General features: G+C 40.0%; 24 protein-coding genes and 1 pseudogene. 6 read left to right on the top strand and 19 right to left on the bottom strand.

Going from position 1 to position 21,074, the window contains the following annotated elements; translation table 11 throughout:
• Positions 1 to 5 precede the first annotated feature (5 nt).
• The 4 genes from tilS to ispE form a co-directional block, all read right to left on the bottom strand.
• Positions 6 to 1,400: a tRNA lysidine(34) synthetase TilS gene (tilS, locus tag K6D58_RS11470; RefSeq protein ID WP_296830791.1), complete on the bottom strand. Its 1,395-nt coding sequence runs from the start codon at positions 1,398 to 1,400 to the stop codon at positions 6 to 8.
• A gap of 121 nt (positions 1,401 to 1,521) precedes the next feature.
• Entirely contained in the window at positions 1,522 to 2,076 is a 555-nt protein-coding gene (locus K6D58_RS11465; protein ID WP_296830789.1) for a 50S ribosomal protein L25, read from the bottom strand.
• Positions 2,077 to 2,114: 38 nt separating this feature from the next.
• Positions 2,115 to 2,393, bottom strand: a complete 279-nt coding sequence (gene spoVG, locus K6D58_RS11460) for a septation regulator SpoVG (protein WP_296830787.1) — start codon at positions 2,391 to 2,393, stop codon at positions 2,115 to 2,117.
• A gap of 34 nt (positions 2,394 to 2,427) precedes the next feature.
• On the bottom strand, positions 2,428 to 3,312 hold the full coding sequence (gene ispE, locus K6D58_RS11455) for a 4-(cytidine 5'-diphospho)-2-C-methyl-D-erythritol kinase (protein WP_296830785.1): 885 nt from the start codon (positions 3,310 to 3,312) through the stop codon (positions 2,428 to 2,430).
• Between the two features lie 172 nt (positions 3,313 to 3,484).
• On the opposite strand from ispE, the gene K6D58_RS11450 reads away from it, so the two are divergent.
• Positions 3,485 to 3,760, top strand: a complete 276-nt coding sequence (locus K6D58_RS11450) for a hypothetical protein (RefSeq protein ID WP_296830784.1) — start codon at positions 3,485 to 3,487, stop codon at positions 3,758 to 3,760.
• A gap of 126 nt (positions 3,761 to 3,886) precedes the next feature.
• On the opposite strand, the gene rsfS is transcribed toward K6D58_RS11450, so the two are convergent.
• The 8 genes from rsfS to rplU all read right to left on the bottom strand — a co-directional run bounded on the left by rsfS (position 3,887) and on the right by rplU (position 8,887).
• Positions 3,887 to 4,234, bottom strand: coding sequence for a ribosome silencing factor (rsfS, locus tag K6D58_RS11445; RefSeq protein WP_296830782.1), 348 nt, complete (start codon positions 4,232 to 4,234; stop codon positions 3,887 to 3,889).
• 3 nt (positions 4,235 to 4,237) lie between these two features.
• A complete protein-coding gene (locus K6D58_RS11440) occupies positions 4,238 to 5,476 on the bottom strand; it encodes an LCP family protein (protein ID WP_296830780.1) in 1,239 nt (412 codons plus the stop codon).
• Complete coding sequence (gene yqeK / locus K6D58_RS11435; RefSeq protein ID WP_296830779.1) at positions 5,477 to 6,070, bottom strand: bis(5'-nucleosyl)-tetraphosphatase (symmetrical) YqeK; 594 nt, start codon at positions 6,068 to 6,070, stop codon at positions 5,477 to 5,479.
• Positions 6,045 to 6,710, bottom strand: a complete 666-nt coding sequence (gene nadD, locus K6D58_RS11430) for a nicotinate (nicotinamide) nucleotide adenylyltransferase (RefSeq protein ID WP_296830777.1) — start codon at positions 6,708 to 6,710, stop codon at positions 6,045 to 6,047. The genes yqeK and nadD overlap by 26 nt, the downstream gene beginning before the upstream one ends.
• Positions 6,707 to 7,825, bottom strand: coding sequence for a GTPase ObgE (gene obgE / locus K6D58_RS11425; protein WP_296830776.1), 1,119 nt, complete (start codon positions 7,823 to 7,825; stop codon positions 6,707 to 6,709). Before obgE ends, nadD begins: the two co-directional genes overlap by 4 nt.
• Positions 7,826 to 7,924: 99 nt before the next feature.
• Positions 7,925 to 8,179 carry a 50S ribosomal protein L27 gene (gene rpmA, locus K6D58_RS11420; protein ID WP_296830774.1) on the bottom strand — a complete coding sequence of 85 codons (255 nt, stop codon included), beginning with the start codon at positions 8,177 to 8,179 and terminating at the stop codon, positions 7,925 to 7,927.
• A gap of 33 nt (positions 8,180 to 8,212) precedes the next feature.
• Complete coding sequence (locus K6D58_RS11415) at positions 8,213 to 8,569, bottom strand: ribosomal-processing cysteine protease Prp (RefSeq protein ID WP_296830772.1); 357 nt, start codon at positions 8,567 to 8,569, stop codon at positions 8,213 to 8,215.
• Complete coding sequence (gene rplU / locus K6D58_RS11410) at positions 8,570 to 8,887, bottom strand: 50S ribosomal protein L21 (protein WP_296830770.1); 318 nt, start codon at positions 8,885 to 8,887, stop codon at positions 8,570 to 8,572.
• Between the two features lie 792 nt (positions 8,888 to 9,679).
• On the opposite strand from rplU, the gene K6D58_RS11405 reads away from it, so the two are divergent.
• Entirely contained in the window at positions 9,680 to 10,951 is a 1,272-nt protein-coding gene (locus tag K6D58_RS11405; RefSeq protein ID WP_296830768.1) for a phosphoglycerate kinase, read from the top strand.
• Positions 10,952 to 11,085: 134 nt separating this feature from the next.
• Here K6D58_RS11405 and K6D58_RS11400 read toward each other — a convergent pair whose 3' ends face one another.
• From K6D58_RS11400 to murI, 5 genes are all read right to left on the bottom strand, one after another.
• Positions 11,086 to 12,330 (bottom strand): phenylacetate--CoA ligase family protein, encoded by a 1,245-nt coding sequence (locus K6D58_RS11400; RefSeq protein WP_296830766.1) that lies wholly within the window; start codon positions 12,328 to 12,330, stop codon positions 11,086 to 11,088.
• 99 nt (positions 12,331 to 12,429) lie between these two features.
• Positions 12,430 to 13,710: an O-acetylhomoserine aminocarboxypropyltransferase/cysteine synthase family protein gene (locus K6D58_RS11395; protein WP_296830764.1), complete on the bottom strand. Its 1,281-nt coding sequence runs from the start codon at positions 13,708 to 13,710 to the stop codon at positions 12,430 to 12,432.
• 23 nt (positions 13,711 to 13,733) lie between these two features.
• Entirely contained in the window at positions 13,734 to 14,303 is a 570-nt protein-coding gene (locus K6D58_RS11390; RefSeq protein ID WP_296830762.1) for an indolepyruvate oxidoreductase subunit beta, read from the bottom strand.
• Positions 14,304 to 14,314: 11 nt separating this feature from the next.
• Entirely contained in the window at positions 14,315 to 16,177 is a 1,863-nt protein-coding gene (iorA, locus tag K6D58_RS11385) for an indolepyruvate ferredoxin oxidoreductase subunit alpha (protein ID WP_296830760.1), read from the bottom strand.
• Positions 16,178 to 16,221: 44 nt separating this feature from the next.
• Positions 16,222 to 17,052 carry a glutamate racemase gene (gene murI, locus K6D58_RS11380; RefSeq protein WP_296830758.1) on the bottom strand — a complete coding sequence of 277 codons (831 nt, stop codon included), beginning with the start codon at positions 17,050 to 17,052 and terminating at the stop codon, positions 16,222 to 16,224.
• A gap of 69 nt (positions 17,053 to 17,121) precedes the next feature.
• On the opposite strand from murI, the gene K6D58_RS11375 reads away from it, so the two are divergent.
• Positions 17,122 to 17,814, top strand: a complete 693-nt coding sequence (locus K6D58_RS11375) for a pentapeptide repeat-containing protein (RefSeq protein ID WP_296830756.1) — start codon at positions 17,122 to 17,124, stop codon at positions 17,812 to 17,814.
• On the top strand, positions 17,811 to 18,380 hold the full coding sequence (locus K6D58_RS11370; protein ID WP_296830755.1) for an MBL fold metallo-hydrolase: 570 nt from the start codon (positions 17,811 to 17,813) through the stop codon (positions 18,378 to 18,380). Before K6D58_RS11375 ends, K6D58_RS11370 begins: the two co-directional genes overlap by 4 nt.
• A 1-nt stretch (position 18,381) precedes the next feature.
• Here K6D58_RS11370 and K6D58_RS11365 read toward each other — a convergent pair whose 3' ends face one another.
• Positions 18,382 to 20,061, bottom strand: coding sequence for a hypothetical protein (locus K6D58_RS11365; protein ID WP_296830753.1), 1,680 nt, complete (start codon positions 20,059 to 20,061; stop codon positions 18,382 to 18,384).
• Positions 20,062 to 20,137: 76 nt separating this feature from the next.
• Between K6D58_RS11365 and K6D58_RS11360 the strand changes: the two genes are divergently transcribed.
• Positions 20,138 to 20,587, top strand: coding sequence for a hypothetical protein (locus K6D58_RS11360; protein ID WP_296830751.1), 450 nt, complete (start codon positions 20,138 to 20,140; stop codon positions 20,585 to 20,587).
• A 17-nt stretch (positions 20,588 to 20,604) separates the two neighbouring features.
• On the opposite strand, the gene ilvN is transcribed toward K6D58_RS11360, so the two are convergent.
• The gene (gene ilvN, locus K6D58_RS11355) at positions 20,605 to 20,955 is read right to left on the bottom strand and encodes an acetolactate synthase small subunit (protein ID WP_296830749.1); all 351 of its coding nucleotides are present in this window, start codon (positions 20,953 to 20,955) and stop codon (positions 20,605 to 20,607) included.
• Positions 20,956 to 20,975: 20 nt separating this feature from the next.
• On the opposite strand from ilvN, the pseudogene K6D58_RS11350 reads away from it, so the two are divergent.
• A pseudogene (locus K6D58_RS11350) lies at positions 20,976 to 21,074 on the top strand (acetolactate synthase small subunit); the annotation flags it as partial.

Raw genomic sequence — 21,074 nt, 5'->3', positions numbered from 1 at the left:
TACTTTTATTTTATAATCCAGTTTTTTAAGCCGTAGGGACTTCCAAAGATACATTTTATCTCCAGAAAATCATCCCTTTTACTGCAGGATAATTTTTGAATGACAGGTATAAAGTATTTAAGCTCACCTGCCTTAAAATCATCAAGAATCCTGGATACAGCCTTACAGGAACCATCTGCCTTACGTATTTTATCAGAAGGCTGGCAGCTCCTGAAAGCAAACGGAAAAGCCATATCTTCAAGAAGAAGACTAGAGCCATTGCAGTCCAGTAAAAGTCCTTTTTCCGATTTACATACATTTACAGACAAATCACCGGCCTTAAAAGTACCTTCACCGTCTATAATAACAGAAAAGCCCCTTTCTGTCGCCAGAAGATTTTTACGGCTTACAAAAACCTGTCCTTTTTTTAAGCTTAAGGAAAGACCGGCAGCAAAAGAAATAAAATCCTGCCCCTTACAAATATTTTTATCCCCTTCCCTTATAAAATCCCTGCTTACAAGACAGTCAGGTCCTGCTGCCTTTATGGCATTAAGAAGAATCCTCATACGCAAGGCTTCATGAAAAGAAGAATAAATGCCTGCGTCAAAAAAAACTTCACATTCATCCTTACTGCAGTTATTTTCAACAGTCCTTACAGTAAAGCCGGCTTCTTTTTTAGCCCGGTCACTTTGCTGTTCAAGAAAGTCTTCATCAGTACGGATTTTTTCAGAAGCAGAAATTACAGCATTCCTCCAGCCTGCCATTCTTTTTTCCAGAAGGGGAATCACTTCATTCCTTAAAAAATTCCTTGTCATGGCTGAATCTGAATTTGTACTGTCTGTTCTGTAAGCTATTCCCCTGTCAAAAAGAAAACCTTCTATAGAATCCCGGGTTACATTAAGGAGGGGCCTGATATATTTTCCCCTGACTGCAGGCACTGAACAAAGCCCTTCTGTACCGCTTCCCTTAAGAAAACGCATAAGAAGGGTTTCTCCAGCATCATTTTTGTTATGGGCAAGACAAAAATAATCTATTTTTTCTTCTTCTATATATTTTTCAAAAATATCATACCTTACTTTTCTGGCAGCTTCTTCCAGCCCCATTTTTCTTTGCTGGGCCAGGGCTTCTATACTCCCCCTTTCTACCTCTTCCCTTATACACTTAATTCCCAGGGAAGAAGAACACTTTTCTACATAATCTGCATCACCACCGCTTTCTTCTGCCGGCCTTATATTATGATTTACAGTTATTACAATAATATCTTCAGGCTTAAAAATTTCAGAGAGTGAATATAAAAGGGAAATGGAATCAGCACCGCCGCTAACTGCAGCTCCAATACGCAGGCTTCTGCTTAAGTCAACTCCGCAGCAAGCAAGCCCTTTCTTTACTGATTTAATAAAGTTGTCAGAAACAAAACTCATGTTACAAGTATAGCGTTTAAAATAAAAAAAGGGACAGTCCCCTGCTTTATGCCGGAAAAACTCCTTCGCAAAAGAGGGGAAAATCCCTGTTAAAGAAAATCAAAGGCTTAAGCCTTTAAAATCATTTCTTTGGTGGTGCAATTGTGATGATAACTGAATCAGCCTTTGTAAGAACTGTAATCTTGTCACCAAGGTTAAGGTCTGCAACAGTAACTTTCTGTCCGATTTCTACCTTAGAAACATCACAAATAACAGTAGCAGGAAGGTCCTGTGGAAGAGCCTTTACTTTTACATCAGTAACGTGCTTAACCATGAATCCACCCTTAAGAACACCTGCTGGTGTACCAGTAAAGTGTACCTTGTAGTTGAATACAACTGGTTTTGTTCCGCTTACGATGTAGAAATCTGCATGAAGGTTTTTGTCAGTCTTGATATCATATTCTGTGTCCTTGATATAAGCCTGGTTGTCCTGTCCGTCAATCTTAAGATTAACAAGAGTTGCCTTTGTTACTGATCTCCATGCCTTTGAAAATTCTGCAGCACTTACTTCAAGAAGAATAGATTCTCCCTTTTCGTTGTATGCTACAGCAGGAATGTTTCCAGCCTTGCGGAGGTCTTTAGCATACTTTTTTCCGCTTTCTTTGCGAGTTTTTGCATTAATTACAAACTGCTCCATTTGATTTTGTACTCCTATATAAAAAATAAAATGCGCTATTAGTCTTCTGCAGATCCAGTTTCAACATGACCAGCTTCATACTCGCTGATAATCTGATTCTGAAGTGCAATACGGAAGTCAGGGCTGATTGGATGAGCCACATCCTTATATTCACCATTAGCTGTCTTGCGGCTAGGCATGGCAATAAAAAGACCTGTCTTTCCTTCAATAATCTTCACATTGTGAACAACGAAGCAACTGTCAAAAGTAACAGTTACATAAGCTTTCAATTTTCCTTCGCCTTCTACCTTGCGAATACGAATTTCTGAAACCTGCATACATCCTCCTCCTTACGTGTATCCATAAGTTCTGTTAGGCCAGAACGGTTTTCCATTTTTCAGAAAGGCGCTCAGAAGCTTTAAGAGCATCCTTTTTATCAGCAAATATTCCGAATACCGTAGAACCGGAACCGGACATATCTGCAAAGTCAGCACCGGCATTCCTTAAATCATTAAGGGCAAGACCAATCTCCGGATAAGAGCTGACTACAGGCTTAGTAAAAGTGTTTTCAAAAGACCACTCTTTTATGCCTGAGTTATAAATGTGTTCCAATGAAGTTTCTTCTGCATCATTGGTAAGCGCTCCTTTTTCGTACCATTCATCTATAAGGGAATAGGCACGCTTGGTAGAAACGCCAACACCAGGAAAAACCAGTACAACAGCAAAATCATTACGGGCTTTTATCGGACTGATAATTTCTCCCCTGCCTTTAACAAGAGCCGCAAAACGGGAAGAATCAGATTCATGATGTTTGTTATGCCATAGGGCACTTGTAAAAAAGAAAACATCACTACCGACTTGACCTGCAATGTCATGCATTTGGGAAGCTTTCAAATTTGTGTTGAATAAAAAATCAATAGACTGGATAAATGAAGAAGCATTACTAGAGCCGCCCCCCAATCCACCGCCGGCAGGAATATTTTTTGTAACCTTTACGGATACACCGTCCTGAATACCGGTCAGCACGCAGAAAGCTTTGTATGCAGCAGTAAAAGTGTTTTCGGGTGGAAGTTCCATTCCCTTACACTCAACCTGGCAGACATTTTTTTCTTTTACAAGACTCACCTGCAGTTCATCATAAAGATCTACAGTAGTGAAAATGCTGCTTATGCTATGGTAACCATCATCTCTTTTAGGAAAAACCTTAAGGCCAAGATTAATCTTTGCCGGAGAAACAATGGTAAGACTGTCAGTCATACGAAGATTGACTATAATCAGTTTTGCTCTTTAAGTCAAGACCATAAAAAAAGGGGACCTCAAAAAGAAAGCCTTTAAACAAATACAGTCTACTTGACTAAAAGAATGTCCTAATTTACATTTTGTATGGCTGTTGCAGACAGTAATTATTTTTTTAACTTTGGAGAATACCATGTTCAGTGCGGGCTTTTCAGATGAATATGAGGATTATCGCGACGACGTTGCCGACGATTACGAAGATGATTTTGAAGACGACTACGATGATGATGAAGCTGAATCAGATTACGACTCAGCTTTCGAGGATGAAATGGACGATTATGATGAGCCCTTTGATGATCAGGAAGCAGAAGACGGTTATGATAACCGCCACAGGGGCTTTGATGACGGTTTCTATAACGAAGAAGAAGAAATAGAAGAAGACAGCGACCCTGCTGATCTGGATTTCTAACACTTTACATAAAAAAGAAAGGCTGAATTTCTGGAAAATCTTTCTGGAATTCAGCCTTTTTTATTACTTTTACTTGAATACCTGCATTTTACAGGTATTTATCAGACACTTATATTGAGAAAAATTCTATTTAAGAACCTTTCCACTATGCCAGAGTTTTTCAAGTTCATAAAAATTTCTTGCTTCTTCTGACATAAGGTGAACAACAATAGCTCCCAGATCTATAAGATTCCAGTCTTCTCCCTGTTCACTTTTCTGATGAGTAAGGTGAATTTCAAGATCATTTTCTTTTGAATAATCCTTTATTTCCTTAATCATACCCTGAGCCTGAACTCCACTGGAAACTGTTACGATTACAAAAAAATCCGTCCAGCTGTTCAGCTGAGAAATATCTAGAACAGTAACATTCTGTCCCTTGCTGTCTTCCATAAGGGCTGCAATTTCCATAGCCCTTTCTTCATAAGTCTTTGACATAAATTATTCTCCTGCTTTATTTGTTCCCGTATAACCGCTGGTAGCATAAGTTCCGTTAAAATCTTCACCCAGAATAATCGTAAAGTCAGCAGTAGCACTGCCTGCCTGAAGTCCTGTAGCATCAATTTCGTCTTCAACGATATTACTGCAGCGAATAAAACTTCCAATGGTTTCCGCAGATTTATAATTACCAATGTGGCTTACAATGGTAGTATATTCATAATTTTTTTCAGCATTACCCTCCGGCAGGGTTTCATATCCCGCATCACGGAACATTTTTGAAGTTCTTGAAGCAAGACCAGCCCTTTCCGTACCATTTAAAATCTTAAGAACGTATACACGGCTTTGTGCAGACATTTCTTCAGAAAGAAGGGTTGTTACAGTAAGGTTAAGAACCTTTTTAATTCTGTTTCCATTATCTTCCGGAAAGAGAAGCTGCTTGCCGTCTACTATATTTGTTGTTCCGGTAATGGAGTTTGTTGTAATTCGGTCTGAATCCATCTTAAGAAGAAGGCTTAAAACTTTAAGAAGCTCTTCATCATCAAGATTTCTGTCGTTAATATGCCCCTTAAAATAATGACTGTAAAGAGAGAAATCATCTCCTTTAAGTATTGTAGAACTGTTGTCCATTAAGGCTGAAAAGAAAGAAATGAGGGTATTCTGACGGCGGTCCTTTACAAAATTTTCATTTTCACCTTCTGCCCTGTAACGAAGATATGAACGGATTTTGTCTCCATCAAGAGTTACACCTCCGCTTGGAAACATAAAATACTGACCCGATTCATCTTTGGTAAAAACAGGATCACTTACAAAAATCTTAAGTCCTCCAAGAATATCTGTAAGGGATGCAAAATCATCAAGAGTTACTTCAATGACAAAAGGAAGTTCACGACCTGTAATTCCTTCTACTTCTTTTTTAAAAGCCTTATATCCCTTTTCTTTATAAACCTGATCAAGACGGTCTACCCTTTCAAGAGTATGATAAATACCTCCTGTGTTTGCAGGAATATCAAAAAGGGCACTCTTTTTTGTAGGAGGGTACATTACAAGAATTTCTGAAGCCATTGTTTCATCCTCGTCTTTAAGAATCCAGAGAATGGAAACAATACTGTTATTATTCTTAAGAATGTCATTTACAGCGTCTATCTTAATACTGAAAAAGAAAAATGCTGTTGCTCCCAGCAGGAGAACCAGAATTACAAGAAGAAAAATTACGTTTTTTTTACTGGAAGAATAATTCATTTAACGCCCCTCCATTTCTTTTTTATCTGAAACGCTTTTATAAAACTCCATTGTTAAAGGAGAAGATTTTTTACCTTTCTGTTTAAGGTATTCCATATTTTCTTCCAGAACAGCCCTTACCATGTCATCTACAGGCATGGAAAATAAATTTTCCCTGTATTCATCTGTAGACTGAGGTCTGCCGGGTTCAATTTTATCTGCAGCATAAACAATTTTTGCCAGAGTACACATATTGCCGCAGCCCAGGGTATGTCTTGCAACAGCCTGCAGGATTTCTTCATCATCAACTCCAAAATCCCTTTTTAAAACTACAGCTGCAGCCCTTCCATGAAGGAGAGCCGGTTTTTTAATTTCTGCTTCACACAGGTCATATCCATCCTGACCTGCAAGTTCTTCCATAACTTTTTCGTCAATATCCTTGCATATATCATGAGCAAGGCCTGCAAAATAACCCCTGTCCGGATCTTCCCCGTAAATTGTACACATAAGGCGGCAGGTCTCTGCTACCCTTAGGGAATGCTGAAAACGCTTCTTTTTTTCCTGAGAAGCCGCATAATTCCGGACACGTTCAACAAGTTCCGCTGTTATTTCCATAAAGATTACCTTTCACAATATAATCGAAAACTTTTTCCGGAACAAGAGCCGAGAAATCCTCTCCCCTGGCTGCCATATCCCTTATAGCGGTTGAACTTATCTTTAACAGGGGATTATCAAGCTTTAAAGCTGAATCAAAGAGGGGTTCATCTTTAAGATTAAAATGCCGGTCATCTACTTCTGCAAATTTTCCGGAAGGTTTATTTGAATGAAGGGACAAAAGCTTTTCTTCCGGCCGGCCGGCAAGAATAAGGGTACATTTTTGAGCCAGTTCTTCAGCCCTGTACCAGTATTTAAAGCCTGCAAAAAGGTCAGTTCCCATTATAAGACCAACCTTATCTGTAAGCTGATTTTTATATTTTTCTTCAATATAACAAATTGTGTCATAAGTATAGGACACCCCGCCCCTGCGAATCTCACAGTCATCACATTCAAAACGGGGATCATCCTGACAGGCAAGCTCCAGCATTTTTATCCGGTCCTGGCAGGAAATTTCATCCTTTACTTCTTTATGAGGAGGCCTGAATGCCGGAATAAAAAGTACCCTGTCATAGGCAAAACGGCTGCATACCTGATTAGCCAGAGAAATATGAGCATTATGAACAGGGTTAAAACTTCCTCCCAGCACCGCTATTTTCATTGATGCCCCGGATACTGAACTTCCATACTTGTATCAACTGCCCTGGATGACATAAAACGGCTTTTTTCTTTTCCGTCCCCATGATTTTTTCCAGGAGTACGAAGACGGTCCATTTTCTGAACAAGAGAAATGATTTCCCTTCTTACTTCGTCAATATTTGTTCTGGCGGCAACAGATACTTCGATAATTTTTACCTCAGGATCTTCTGCAGCAATTTTTGCCTTTACCTGTTCAGCAGCCTCTGCAGCACCTTCAACATCAATTTTATTGCAAAGTACTATACGGGGCTTTTTAATAAGGTCTCCGCCAAAGCCTTCAAGTTCCTTAAGAAGCATTGAATAGGCATTCATACAGTCAGGGTCACTGCAGTCAATCATAAAAAGAAGACCTGCAGTACGGGATATATGCTTTAAAAACCTTACACCCAGACCTGCACCTTCACTGGCTCCTTCAATAATTCCAGGAATGTCGGCAATAATAAGGTCACTTTCTTCATCTACATGAAGAACTCCAAGATTTGGAACCTTAGTTGTAAAAGGATATGGTGCAATTTTTGGACGGGCATTTGTAAAAAGATCCAGAAGGCTGGATTTTCCTGCATTAGGAAAACCTACAAGACCAATGTCTGCCATTATGGAAAGTTCTACGCGAAGTTCCCTTTCTTCTCCCGGTTCACCAGGATTTGCCCTTCTTGGAGCCTGATTTGTACTGGACTTAAAGTGAACGTTACCCCAGCCTCCGTTTCCACCACGTAAAAATACAAACTGGTCATCTTCAGAATCATTTACAAAATCATGAATAACCTGACCGCTTTCTATATCTTTTATTACAGTTCCAGGAGGAACAGGAATAATCTTGTCTTCTCCGTTTTTACCATATTTATTCCAGCTCATTCCGTCTCCGCCATTCTGTGCCTTAAAAACAGGATGAAAGCGAAGATGAGCCAGTGTTCTTAAATTGTTCTTTACCTTAAAAATAATATCACCACCACGGCCGCCATCACCGCCGTTAGGTCCTCCGTTTGGAATGTACTTTTCCCTTCTGAATGAAGCACAACCGTTACCGCCTTTTCCTGAAACAACACGGATTACTGCTTCGTCTGCAAACTGAATCATGATTTACCCCTGACCTCAAAAAACTGAATAAAAAAACCCGGCTAGAAAATCAACTAACCGGGCTTCATAGATATACAGCTAAAATGTTAACCTATAAACTTATTTTGCTTCTACTACAGAAACAAGCTTTTTGTTCATACGTTCGCTGAACTGAACAACACCGTCTGCTGTAGCAAACAATGTATCATCGCCACCGCGCTTAACATTATCACCTGCGTGAATACGTGTACCGCGCTGTCTTACGATAACTGTTCCAGCTGTTACAGCTTCTCCGCCGTATCTTTTAACGCCCAAGTGCTTCGGATTTGAATCACGGCCGTTTTTAGCACCGCTACCACCTTTAGATCTTCCCATTTTAATCCTCCGCTGACTTATAAAGCCAGACTATTATTCTTCAGATTTTTCCCGCAGCTGCACATAATCCGGATACTGCTCAGAAACAGATTTTAATCCGCTTCTTAAAAAATCCGCAGTGCATTTTAACCGTTCCCCCAGAAGAAGTTTTTCTTTTTCCGTAAGGCCGGCTGAAACTTCCACACTGAATGCGAGAGTTCCGCGGGAAGCCGTATCAGACTTAACCGAAAGTCCCCTGGTATTTTCCAGAAGTTCAAGAGCTGTTCCCATGAGAATTGACTCTGCAGAACAAACTATATCGCTGCCTTTTTCTGCAAATCCCGCGTGTCCCTTAGCACTAAGGCCGGTTAATTCTCCCCGGGAATTGCATACCAGAAGAATATCTGTCACTTAAGCAAGCACAACGTCCTTTACAGTAACGTTTGTGTATTCCTCACGATGACCGATAAGACGATGGTAGTCTTTCTTTGACTTATACTTAAGAACAAGAACTTTCTCATCTTTGAAAGTATTACCAACTTCAACAGTTACCTTTGCACCTTTTACATAAGGTGTTCCGACAGAAACTTTATCACCATCACTTACAAGAAGAACAGTGTCAATTGTTACAGTGTCGCCTTCTTTGGCATCGCTGATTTTGCTAACCTGAAGAACGGCATCCTTTTCTGCCTTGTACTGATTGCCTTTATACTCAACAATTGCGTACATTTTAAAACCTCTGAATTTTTTTTTCGGCAAGGAGTAACGGGTTCCTTGCTGACGTTTCCAATAGTGCAAAATCTTAACAAATTTTTAAGTACTAAGTCAACAGGCTTGGTCGGAATCCGGGGGATATATACACTTTTTAACCAACAAGAGAGGCATAAATATGAAAAGAACGGCGGCTTTCACAAAAAATCCAAATTTAGTCTTGGTGGTTGCTGCGCAACCAAGAGACTAAATTTGGATTTTTTGTTACGCGGCCTGTCTTTTCTTATGTGACATGTCTTGTTGTTATGGGGCTTTATATATTCCCCGGCTTCCTTCTGGCTCATCTTGGTGGTTGCTTAGCAAACAAGAGACCAAATTTTTAATTTTTGTTACGCGGCCTGTCTTTTCTTATGTGACATATCTTGTTGCTGTGGGGCTTTATATATCTCCCGGCTTCCTTCTGGCTAAGCTTGGTGGTTGCTTAGCAACCAAGAGACCAAATTTTTAATTTTTGTTACGCGGCCTGTCTTTTCTTATGTGACATGTCTTGTTGCTGTAGGGGGTATATATCTCCCGGCTTCCTTCTGGGGCATCTTGGTGGTAGCTGCGCAACCAAGAGACTAAATTTGGATTTTTTGTTACGCGGCCTGTCTGTACTATGTGACATGTCTTGTTGTTATGAGGGGGGCTATATATCTCCCGGCTTCCTTCTGGCTCATCCTGGTGGTTGCTTTGCTTGTGCGACATTGAATTTAACGGGAAAAGCCTGTATAGTATTGGCGATATTTGATATTCATATGGAGGAATATTATGATTAAGACGGTAAAAGACGTTGACCTTAAAGGTAAGCGCATTATTATGCGCGTTGATTTCAACGTACCGATGAAAGACGGAGTAGTTCAGGATGATACTCGTATCATGGCTGCTCTTCCTACAATTAAATACATCCTTGAGCAGAACCCACGCTCACTTGTTCTCATGAGCCACCTTGGTGATCCAAAAAAGGACGTTAAAAAGGCACAGGAAAAGGCTGAAAAAGCAGGAAAAACCTGGACTGACGCTGATGCAGAAAAATTCATCAACGGTAAAAACCGCATGAAGCCTGTTGTAGAATACTTTGCTTCAAAACTTGGCAAAGCCGTAACATTCCTTCCAGATGCACTTGGACAGAAAGCAGCTATTGATGCCCTTCCAGAAGGTGCAGTTGCAATGCTTGAAAACGTTCGCTTCCACAAGGAAGAAACTTCTAAAGATGCAGCTGAACGCGATGTAATGGCTAAAGAACTTGCAACATACGGAGACATCTTCGTAAACGATGCATTCGGTACAGCTCACCGTGACCAGGCTTCTACAGCTTCTATTTCTAAATTCATGCCAGTACCATCTGTTGGCGGATTCCTTATGGAAAAAGAAGTTAAATACATTCAGCCAATGGTAGAAAATCCTCCAAAACCACAGGTAGCTATTATCGGTGGTGCTAAAGTTTCTTCAAAGATTGCTGTTCTTGAATCTCTTCTTAAGAATGCTTCTGCCCTCGTTATCGGTGGTGGTATGGCTTACACATTCCTTAAGGCACAGGGACACAAAGTTGGTATTTCTCTTGTAGAAGACGACTTTATTGATACAGCTAAAAAACTTCTTGCAGATGCAGAAGCTAAGGGAGTTAAAATCGTTCTTCCTGTAGACCATGTTGCTGCAGACAAGTTTGACGCTAACGCAACTCCAGTTGCTGTTGATGGTGCTGATATTCCTGATAACCTTATGGCTATGGATGTTGGTCCAAAGACAATCGAACTTTACAAGAAAGTTCTTGCTACAGCTAAATCAGTTGTATGGAACGGACCTGTTGGTGTATTTGAATTTGATGCATTTGCAAAGGGAACTGCTACTGTTGCTCAGCTTGTTGCTGATGCTACTGGTCGTGGTGCAATGACTGTAGTTGGTGGTGGTGATTCTGTTGCTGCCGTTAACAAGTTCAACCTTGCTGACAAAATGAGCCACGTTTCTACTGGTGGTGGTGCATCTCTTGAATTCCTTGAAGGAAAAACACTTCCTGGTATTGCAATTCTTGCAACAAAATAAATAAGTCTGGTCCTTTTTAGGACCGGTCACTTTAGCCGCAATGCTAAAAAAAAGACTGCCCTTCTTAAGATAAATCCCCTTAAGCAAAAGGCAGTCTTTTTTATTTTAAAGCTTCAATAATTCAGTTATAAAAATCAGTTATAGCGAAGGTCTTCTATACGCTTTGTCTTTTTTTCACTTCTTGGCAGTTCACCAATACCTACAACTTCTACATCCGGAGTCATATTATACTTCTGCTTAAAGAAGTACTGAATTCCCAGGGCAGTTTCGGCACGGTCTACACCCATTTCTACTTCTACATAAAGTGTCATGCGGTCCTTTCCGTCAACATGTTCTATCTTTGCACGATATTCACTGGAAGTACCTGGAACAGCCTTGATTACATCTTCTATGGTAGAAGGGAAAATAATATTACCCTTAACTTTTACCATGTCATCACTTCTTCCAAGAATAGGGCTTATACGTGGGTAGCTTCTTCCACATGGACAAGGTTCTGTAATAAATGAAGCCAGGTCATGAGTCCTGAAGCGGAACAAAGGTGCTCCTTCCTTTACAAGGGTTGTAAGGGTAATCTCACCTACTTCTCCATCCTTAACAGGTTCTCCGGTAACCGGATCAAGAATCTCTATGTAAAGATAGTCATCAAAAATATGCATTCCTTCTGTCTGCTTTTCACAGTTAATGCCTATTCCAGGACCGTAACATTCTGTAAGTCCGTAAATATCATAAAGTTCAATGCCAAGAATATTCTTAATGCGGTTACGCATCTTTTCGCCCCAGCGCTCTGAACCGATAATTCCTTTTTTAAGCTTAATGTTTTTTCCGATTCCCCTCTGCTCTACCTGTTCAGCAAGAAGAAGGGCATAAGAAGATGTAGCACAGATTACAGTTGCCTTAAGGTCCTGCATCATCTGAAGCTGCTTTTCTGTATTTCCCGGTCCCATAGGAATAGCCATGGCACCAAGCCGTTCACATCCAGCCTGAAAACCTATACCGGCGGTCCATAAACCATAGCCCGGAGTAATCTGAATGCGGTCCTTATTGGTAATACCTGCAATTTCATAGCAGCGGGAAAACATTATAGCCCAGTCATCTACGTCTTTCTGTGTATAAGGAACTATTACAGGAGCTCCGGTTGTTCCGCTTGAAGAATGAATACGAACAATTTCTTCTTCCGGTACTGCTGCAAGTCCAAGAGGATAAGCATCACGCAGGTCCTGCTTTGAGCAGAAAGGTACAAGTTTTTCAAAATCCTGCTGGCTTTTAATATCTTCCGGATTTACATTCTTAAATCTTTCAGTGTAAAAAGGATTGCCGCAGGCCTTAACCCTGGCAATCTGGGAACGAATCTGTTCCAGCTGTTTTTCTGTCATTTTCATTTTTCTATCCTGAATTAATAAGGGGGCTGTAAAATGAATACTCACTTTACCGCCCCCTTAAGATGTTACTATATATAGTAACTTATGAAATTATAATTGTCAAATGCTTTCAAGAGCCTGCTTAAGGTCTGCAATAAGATCCTTCTTATCTTCAAGACCACAGCTTACGCGAATAAGACCTGCAGGAATTCCGGCAGCTTCCAGCTGTTCATCAGTCATCTGTCTGTGAGTAGATGTAGCAGGATTAAGACAACATGAACGGGCATCGGCAACATGGGTTTCGATAGCAATAAGCTTAAGTGCCTTCATGAATTTTTCTGCAGCAGCCCTTCCACCTTTAAGTTCAAATGAAACAACACCACAACCACCGTTAGGAAGATATTTTTCTGCAAGGGCATGGTACTTGTCAGATGGAAGACCTGAATAATTAACCTTACTTACACGTGAATCTTTTTCAAGGAATTCTGCAACAGCCTGTCCGTTTTCTACATGACGAGGCATTCTTACATGAAGGGATTCAAGTCCAAGATTAAGAAGGAAGGCATTCTGAGGAGACTGAATACATCCAAGGTCCCTCATAAGCTGAGCTGTTGCTTTAGTAATAAAGGCACCGGCCTTACCAAAACGTTCAGCATAAGTGATTCCATGATAGCTTTCATCAGGAGTTGTAAGACCAGGGTACATATCCTTGTGAGCCATCCAGTCAAAGTTACCTGAATCAACGATACAACCGCCTACAGCTGCACCATGACCATCCATGTATTTTGTAGTGGAATGAGTAACAATATCAGCACCCCATTCAATAGGACGACAGTTAACAGGAGTTGGGAAAGTATTATCTACAATAAGAGGAACATTATGGGCGTGAGCAATCTTTGCAAACTTTTCTATATCAAGAACAGTAAGGGCAGGATTAGCAATTGTTTCTCCAAACATGGCACGGGTGTTAGGCTTAAATGCAGCATTAAGTTCATCCTCTGAAGCATCCGGATTTACAAAAGTAACATCGATACCCATCTTTTTAAGGGTAACTGCAATAAGGTTAAAAGTTCCGCCGTAAATTGAAGAGCTGGCAACAATATGGCTTCCGGCTTCACAAATATTAAAGATTGCAAAAAAGTTTGCAGCCTGACCGCTGGAAGTAAGCATTGCAGCTGTACCACCTTCAAGTGCAGCTATTTTTGCAGCAACGTAATCATTTGTAGGATTCTGAAGTCTGGTATAAAAATATCCAGAAGCTTCAAGATCAAAGAGTTTTCCCATATCTTCGCTTGTGTCATACTTAAAGGTAGTAGACTGAACGATAGGTATTTGACGAGGTTCACCATTTTTTGGTGTATAACCTGCCTGTACACATTTTGTGTTAATTGACTGTTCCATTTTTTCCTCCGCCATTTTTATAATTATAAGGCACTAGAATAATCTATAGCCTTTACATTTAACTCATAAAACTCAGGTTTGACAAGAAGCTTAAGGGCTGATTTTAATTCTTCTGCATTAACTACCCCTGACTTACATGCTGAACCAAGAAGTACCATATTTGCCACACGGGAACTTCCAAGACGCTCACAGGCTTCCTTTACATCTACAGAAATTACCCTGGCATGTTCCTTAAGGTAATCCGTCATAAGGGAAGAATCAAAATACTTTCCTGAAAGGCTGGCTGTAACAGGCTGAACAAGTTCCCTGCTTACAATTACGGTTCCACCCTTTTTAAGATAAGGAAGATTCCTTACAGCCTCTGCTGCTTCAAAGGCAATTATAACATCTGCACAGGCTAAAGGTATAAGGGGTGAATAAACATCATCTCCAATACGCACATGACTAACAACGGAACCGCCCCTCTGAGCCATTCCAATAGTTTCTGCAGAAAGAACCCTCTGTCCGCTGCTTACAGCCGCCTGAGAAATAACTTTTGCAGCAAGAACAGTACCCTGTCCGCCAACACCGCATATCAATATATTCTTTGACATTATTACCTTCCTCAGCTTATGGCTTTTACAGGACAAAGGCCTTCACAAAGACCACAGCCGGTACACAGGGAAGCATCTATACCTACCCCATGTTTTTTATTCCTAAGGGTATCCGGTAAAAGACTTAAAGCCGGACAGCCAAGTTCCTTTATACACTTCTGGCATCCAATACATTTTGAAGAATCAACTTTTTTAGATCCCTTAAACTTATAACCAAGCTTAGCAGCCACAGCAATACATGGAGACTTAAAGATTACTGCGCTTACTCCCTGAGACTGAGCTGCGGTTTTTACAGCCTTTACTGCCTCTTCCTGATTAAAGGGATCTGTTTCTATAACGGGACTTACTCCCGAAGCTTCAAGGATTTTCTTTATGCTGATTTTTTCTACAGTCTCTCCCATCATGGTACGACCTGTTCCAGGATGAGGCTGATGACCTGTCATGGCAGTAGTGGAATTATCCAGAACACAAATTGTCTGCCTTGCCTGATTGTATACTCCGTTTACAGTTCCTGTAATACCGCTGGCAAAGAAAGTTGAATCCCCGATAAAGCTGAAGCAGTGACGGTCAGGTTCATTGTGATAAAAGCCCTGGGCCATTGTAATGTCTGCACCCATACAAAGACAGGTATCTGTCATATCAAGTGGCTGGGCGTTTCCCAGGGTATAGCAGCCTATGTCTCCGCAGTAGGCAGTTTTCTCTCCCTTCATGGCCTGTTTTACAGCATAAAAAGAAGCCCTGTGAGGACAGCCTGCACAAAGAACAGGAGGTCTTACAGGAAGTTCCGGCATATCTGCAGAAGAAAGATTTTTCTCATCATCCTGGATACCTGCAATCTTTTTTATTACAGACATTACAGCTTCTACGGAAAGTTCTCCGGCTTCTGCAACAAGGCCGTCCAGCTTACCGGAAATACAGCAGTCACTTCCGCTTTTTCCGCAGGTCATTACAAGTGCCTTTTCTATTACAGGATCCAGTTCTTCAAATACAACAAGTCTCTGATGGCCGGCAATAAATTTTTGAGCAAGAGCCTGAGGGAAAGGATATGGTGTACCGATTTTTAAAAGGTCTGCTTCCTGTAAAATTTTATTGTCAGGATACTGACTTTTTAAAAGTGAAAGAGCTTCCTTAAGATAACACCAGCTTATACCGCCGGAAACAAAAGCTGTTTTTCCATTTCCACTGCCCTCAGTATAATTCCATCTGGAAGAAGAAAATTCATCAGGAAGAATATGTTCATTTCTGTCAAAAATTCTCTTGTGATTCATGTAGGAACTTCTTGGAAAAATTACCCAGCGCTTAGTGTCCTTTTCAAACTCACCCTTATCATGGGATGGAGTAAGCTCAGGAAATTCCATGCTTTCATAGGCATGATCTACTCTGGTAGTAGGTCTTAAAAGAACAGGAGTATGATATTTTTCTGACAGGGCAAAAGCATCCTGAATCATCTCATAGGCTTCTGAAGGAGTTGAAGGATCAAAACAAGGTATTTTTGAATATTCCGCAAAAAGACGGGTATCCTGTTCAGTCTGACTGGAAATAGGTCCAGGATCATCTGCAGAGACAATTACCATTCCACCCCTTACACCTACGTAAGAAAGGCACATTACAGGATCACTGGCAACATTAAGACCTACCTGCTTCATGGTAACAAGGGTACGACTGCCGGCATAAGAAGCACCGGCTGCAACTTCTGCTGCGGCTTTTTCATTTACAGACCATTCTACATAAGTTCCAGTTCTGTCTTTATATTTAGCCACAAATTCAATAATTTCACTGGAGGGAGTACCAGGATAACCTGCAACAAGATTAACGCCTGCCTTAAGGGCACCAAGTGCTATAGCCTGATTTCCCATGATCATCTGTTTTGACATAGCTGCATTCTACAATAAATGAGACAAAAGTAAAATGGATTTTTCTAAAGGATTACCCCGCCCCAGGCAATTTTCATATTACGGCAGAGAATTTCGTATTCCTTTTCCTGAGCTTTATCTGCAGCAGTTACATAAAAGGCACCGGATTTTAAATGACTTACACCCTTATCAGAAACTTCCATCTGAGGAAGGGCTTTTTCCGAATTAAGAAGTCTGAGGGCCTGATTTGCAACACCGTCCCTGCTGTCTACAACCTTTATTTCATCCCCTGCAGCTTTTTGAATTACCTCAGCCAGATGAGTAAAATGAGTACAGCCAAGAATAATTGTGTCACACTTTTCTTTCTTAAAAAAAGTCAGGGCAGGCATTACAGCCTTTATTTTTTCTTCCTCTGTTGAAGTGAATAAATCATGTTCTATAAAATCAATAAGTTCCGGATCGCCCCTGCTTATTACCTGACAGTCACTGGCAAAATCTTCTTCAAGGCGGCGGCAGTAAGGATTATTAACAGTTGCATTTGTTGCAAGAAGACCAATCCTCTTGTTTTTAGTAAAGGAAGCAGCAAGTTTTATTGCAGGAACAGTACCTACAATAGGAAGCTCAGGAAATCTTTTGCGGAGGGAATCCAGGGAAGTTACGCTGATTGTATTACAGGCAATAACAAGAGTACGGGGATTCCACTTGCTTAAAATAAGTTCAATTGCTTTTGAGGCACATTCAGTTACCTCTTCTACAGATTTTTCTCCATAAGGAAAATTCCTGGTATCTCCAAGATAGGCAAAGGTAGCATGAGGAATTTTTTCTTTAAGGGCAGCCATATAGGGAAGTCCCCCTGTTCCGCTGTCTAAAAAAGCAAAATCTGTATAAACATTCATATTAAACACGCAGGCAGAAGTTTACTCCTTTGCATTTACCATGTCAAACTTAAGTGTTACAATATCAGCATGTACGAAATGAACCAGTGCAAGTGCGAGGGATGTTCAAAAACTGCCATCAGCACAATTGACGACGATGAAAATATAATCAGCAGCGGCTTCTGCCATGAACACAACACTGACATTGATGATATTTCAAAAAGAATATGCAAATACCTTATGAGCCATGACAAGGTTGTAGGACTTCACTGTCACGGACTTACAATAAAAAACCTTAACCTCAGCGGAAAACGCTTTTACGGCTGCAACTTTCAAAACTGCAATTTTCAGAACATTCATGCAGACGGTATAAGAATAAGAATGAGTATTTATGACGGCTCAACCTTTACCGACTGCGACTTTATAAACTCCAACATACAGTTTACCTCTTTTGCAGGTTCCAAACTTGTACACGTAATTCTTACAGGCAGTGACCTGATTCATATAAACTGCAACGGCGTTACCGTTTACCAGTCCAGTTTTGATGATTCAGACCTCTATAACAGCCGCTTTATCAAATCAGTTCTGATTAATACTTCCATGAGAAACTGCAACCTTAAAAAAACAGTATTTTACAATTCAGTAAGGGAACACGTATCATTTAAACTTTCAAATACCAGGGAAGCCCTTGTAGACAGAAACAGAGGAGGTCTTATGGGAGACTTTGAAGCATCTGCTCCTGATGAAGACATCCTTAACTCAGAGGAGATACAGCAGATATGAAATTTTACTTTAACCTCTCTTTTGACGACTTTACCAACTGCTACACAATAGTAAATGATGACCCTTCCGTAATGGAAGCAATAATTGTAGACCCGGGTGTAATCACTCCCCAGATGATAGAAACTATAGAAAGGGATAAGTATAAAGTTACTGCAGTCCTTATAACCCACAACCATACAAGTCATGTAAAGGGACTTTCTACCCTGATGAAGATTTATTCCCCAAGAATCTATGCAGCAGATTATGAAGTTGCAGGTAAGCAGGTAACTGTTCTTCAGGGAGACGGAGAAATAAATACAGCAGGCCTTAAGGTGCAGTATTTTTCTGTACCAGGCCATACCTCTGACAGTATGGTTTTTAAAATCGGAAATGCCCTTTTTACAGGAGATACAATTACCTCCGGAATCATTGGAGAAACTGCATCCTCCTATTCAAAAAATCTTTTAAAAAGCAAAATACAGGAAAAAATATTTTCCCAGACCGATGAAACCGTAATCATGCCTGGACACGGGCCGCCAACTACAGTTGCATCAGAAAAACAGTTTAACCTGGACGTTAAGCCTTAAACTATTGAATCTCTTCCCTAAAAACAAGGAAGGTTCTTCCCCCATACAGGCCCCAGTGTTCATAAACATAATCACTGAGTTTGTAGGCAATATCTTCATAAGCCTTGCCTTCCGTATGCTGAACATAGCGCACAAGGTCAGGAAACTCCCTCATGTTTGACCAGTAGGATCTTGTAAGAAAATACTTACCTGTAACATCTGGTCCAAGCTGAAGGTGGTAGGCCATAAATTCATTTTTCATAAGATATTCATCATTTAAGTCATAGCCTAAACCTGGAGCAGTTGCCCAGTAGGATTTTAAAAAATTCATGGCCTCTGGATTAAAAGTGTTATAAAGTTCTTTTACGTAATCCCTGAAACCTTCATTCATAAAATAGATTCCGTGCCAGCACTCATGGGCCACAAGCTGATTCCTAAGATAAGGAGAGCTCTCCCTTGAAATTGAAATTATACAGCCTGTCCCCTCTTCATAAGTTCCATCCGGTAAAACAGTAATTATTCCATTTTCAATAAGAATGGATTTTAAAAGTTCTTCATTTTCATTAAGGACAAAGCCGATTTTCTTTGCCTTTGTAAAAAATCTTGCAATGTCATAAGCCTTATAGTCATGGGCATTATAACCGTGATTATTCAGTATAAAATCATCATCTACAAAGGTTCCCTTATAACCTGTTTTTTCTACAAAGTAGGCAAGACGGGTTAAAAAGGAGTCCTGAATTCTATAAGTGGCAAAATCAAAAAAGAGAACTCCCGGAAAAGCATCCCATCTGAATAATTCAAAATCGCTTCTTCTCCAGGATTCTTCAGGCCAACCAAGAATCATTCCTATATCGGCAGAAATTGCTTTCTGGCTGCCGGCATTATAAAGCATCAAACTGTCCACATACTCAAGACCGCTTTTTATTGTTACTTTACTCAGGCCGTTTTTAAATCCCTTTTCATGGAATTTTATTTCCTTGCTGCCTGCAAGTCTTACTGAAAAACTTTCATTACGATTTTCAAAAACAATTCTTTCTGTAGAAGTTGCCTTCTCTGCCTTTTTCTTATTAATTTTAAGGACAAGCATTTTATCGGAAGAAAAAGTTGTTCCAGCCCTGGAAAAATCAATAGCTGCCACTTTAGAAGAAAGACTTCCACCTTCCGTTCCAAAAGCAAAAAGGGACCGGGCAAAATCAATTCCTATAGCGTAGTTTTCCAATTCACATTCAAGGATTTCTGCCTTAGCTGTTGAATAATAATAAAAGCCTTCAGGCTCATCACTTTTTTTTATACAGAACTTAAGTCCGAAGTTTTTATTTTTTACATCTGAATAATTTCCCCTTACCTGATAACGGGAAGTTAAAGGTGTAAGGATTTTTTCTTCGGATAGAAAATCATTCTTATATAAAAAACCAAAAGAGAATTTACCCATTTTTTCTTTTGGAGAAACATTTATTCTAAGGGAAACCCCATCTTCGTAACACTGCATTTCCTTAATCAGGGATTTCTGACCATCCGTAAACCGGTAAAAAAGATAGGGAGAATCATCTGGAGAATCCACAGTATTATTTTCTGCTTCCTCATTAAGGGGAATAAGGGCTTCTCCGGCGGCATAAAGACTTGAATTTTTACCGCTGCAACTTAAAAATAATAATTCTGCTATAATCAGGCTAAAAATAAAAAAGTAATTTTTTTTCACCATGATTTATGCTACACTTTTTACGGTTTTTATATAAGGTTCAAAAGCCTTAAGCCGGCAGTTTTTTAAGGAGAAAACATTGAAAGTCCTGCATTTTCATAAGGATACCGTTTTTACCCTTTGCAATTATACCCGGCAGCTTCTTAAAGAAACATGCCTTAACTATCCTGGAATTGAAATTTTACCTGTCTGGCCCCTCTCTCTTTTTCTGGAAGATGAAGAATCAGATTATATTTACAAAAACCTTTCAGACCTTATTCTGGAAAAAGTTTCCTATTCAAATACAAGCCAGGCACTTTACCTGGACTTCAAATGCACTTTTAAAGAGGACTCTTTACAAAAAGAAAAGTCCCTTAAGATAAAAATCGCAGACATAAAAAAAAGCGGAAATCCCCTGCCTTTAACAGAAGAATCCGCTTTTATGAAAGTACCGGACTTAAAAATATCTGTCCTTCAATTTTCAGACCTGATACTAAAAAATAACTCCTGGACTTTTTTTAACACCAGATGGCTTAAATTAAAAAAATAAAGTCCAGGAAAATTTAATTACATTGTTTTTTCGCCGCGGTCCATTGCAACAAGACCAGACTTAAGAAGTTCAAGAATACCGTATGGTTCAAGAAGACGGATAAGGGAAGAAATCTTTTCTTCACTACCTGTAGCTTCTACAATAAGGGAGTTCTCTGCTACGTCAACAATGTGGGCACGGAAGATTTCACAGGTTTCGATAATAACACCCCTGCTGGAACCACTTGCCTTTACTTTAATAAGGGCTGTCATTCTCTGAGTTGTTTCTCCGGCAGAACAGTTTTTAATGCTGATTACTTCTACCAGTTTTGAAAGCTGTTTTTCTATCTGTTCAAGAATATATTCATCACCGCGAACAACAATTGTCATTCTTGATTTATCTTCTTCAGATGTTTCACATTGTTGACGTAGCAGAGAACTCCCTTATTGTAGAAGCTACAGGTAGTGAAGAAAAGATTTCTTCCCTTATCCGTCTTCTTGAACCATAC

It is taken from the genome of Treponema sp. (assembly GCF_024696245.1).
In the GTDB taxonomy this organism is placed as follows: domain Bacteria; phylum Spirochaetota; class Spirochaetia; order Treponematales; family Treponemataceae; genus Treponema_D.
This window is presented reverse-complemented; position numbering and strand designations above follow the sequence as displayed.

Coding starts and splice junctions, on each gene's coding strand:
- K6D58_RS11450 (WP_296830784.1), top strand. CDS start 3,485: ATGTTCAGTGCGGGCTTTTCAGATGAATATGAGGATTATCGCGACGAC.
- spoVG (WP_296830787.1), bottom strand. CDS start 2,393: ATGCAGGTTTCAGAAATTCGTATTCGCAAGGTAGAAGGCGAAGGAAAA.
- K6D58_RS11370 (WP_296830755.1), top strand. CDS start 17,811: ATGAAATTTTACTTTAACCTCTCTTTTGACGACTTTACCAACTGCTAC.
- K6D58_RS11365 (WP_296830753.1), bottom strand. CDS start 20,061: ATGGTGAAAAAAAATTACTTTTTTATTTTTAGCCTGATTATAGCAGAA.
- nadD (WP_296830777.1), bottom strand. CDS start 6,710: ATGAAAATAGCGGTGCTGGGAGGAAGTTTTAACCCTGTTCATAATGCT.
- iorA (WP_296830760.1), bottom strand. CDS start 16,177: ATGTCAAAACAGATGATCATGGGAAATCAGGCTATAGCACTTGGTGCC.
- ilvN (WP_296830749.1), bottom strand. CDS start 20,955: ATGACAATTGTTGTTCGCGGTGATGAATATATTCTTGAACAGATAGAA.
- K6D58_RS11440 (WP_296830780.1), bottom strand. CDS start 5,476: ATGAATTATTCTTCCAGTAAAAAAAACGTAATTTTTCTTCTTGTAATT.
- K6D58_RS11400 (WP_296830766.1), bottom strand. CDS start 12,330: ATGAAAATGACAGAAAAACAGCTGGAACAGATTCGTTCCCAGATTGCC.
- K6D58_RS11405 (WP_296830768.1), top strand. CDS start 9,680: ATGATTAAGACGGTAAAAGACGTTGACCTTAAAGGTAAGCGCATTATT.
- K6D58_RS11375 (WP_296830756.1), top strand. CDS start 17,122: ATGTACGAAATGAACCAGTGCAAGTGCGAGGGATGTTCAAAAACTGCC.
- K6D58_RS11465 (WP_296830789.1), bottom strand. CDS start 2,076: ATGGAGCAGTTTGTAATTAATGCAAAAACTCGCAAAGAAAGCGGAAAA.
- K6D58_RS11390 (WP_296830762.1), bottom strand. CDS start 14,303: ATGTCAAAGAATATATTGATATGCGGTGTTGGCGGACAGGGTACTGTT.
- rsfS (WP_296830782.1), bottom strand. CDS start 4,234: ATGTCAAAGACTTATGAAGAAAGGGCTATGGAAATTGCAGCCCTTATG.
- ispE (WP_296830785.1), bottom strand. CDS start 3,312: ATGACTGACAGTCTTACCATTGTTTCTCCGGCAAAGATTAATCTTGGC.
- rpmA (WP_296830774.1), bottom strand. CDS start 8,179: ATGGGAAGATCTAAAGGTGGTAGCGGTGCTAAAAACGGCCGTGATTCA.
- obgE (WP_296830776.1), bottom strand. CDS start 7,825: ATGATTCAGTTTGCAGACGAAGCAGTAATCCGTGTTGTTTCAGGAAAA.
- K6D58_RS11395 (WP_296830764.1), bottom strand. CDS start 13,710: ATGGAACAGTCAATTAACACAAAATGTGTACAGGCAGGTTATACACCA.
- tilS (WP_296830791.1), bottom strand. CDS start 1,400: ATGAGTTTTGTTTCTGACAACTTTATTAAATCAGTAAAGAAAGGGCTT.
- yqeK (WP_296830779.1), bottom strand. CDS start 6,070: ATGGAAATAACAGCGGAACTTGTTGAACGTGTCCGGAATTATGCGGCT.
- rplU (WP_296830770.1), bottom strand. CDS start 8,887: ATGTACGCAATTGTTGAGTATAAAGGCAATCAGTACAAGGCAGAAAAG.
- murI (WP_296830758.1), bottom strand. CDS start 17,052: ATGAATGTTTATACAGATTTTGCTTTTTTAGACAGCGGAACAGGGGGA.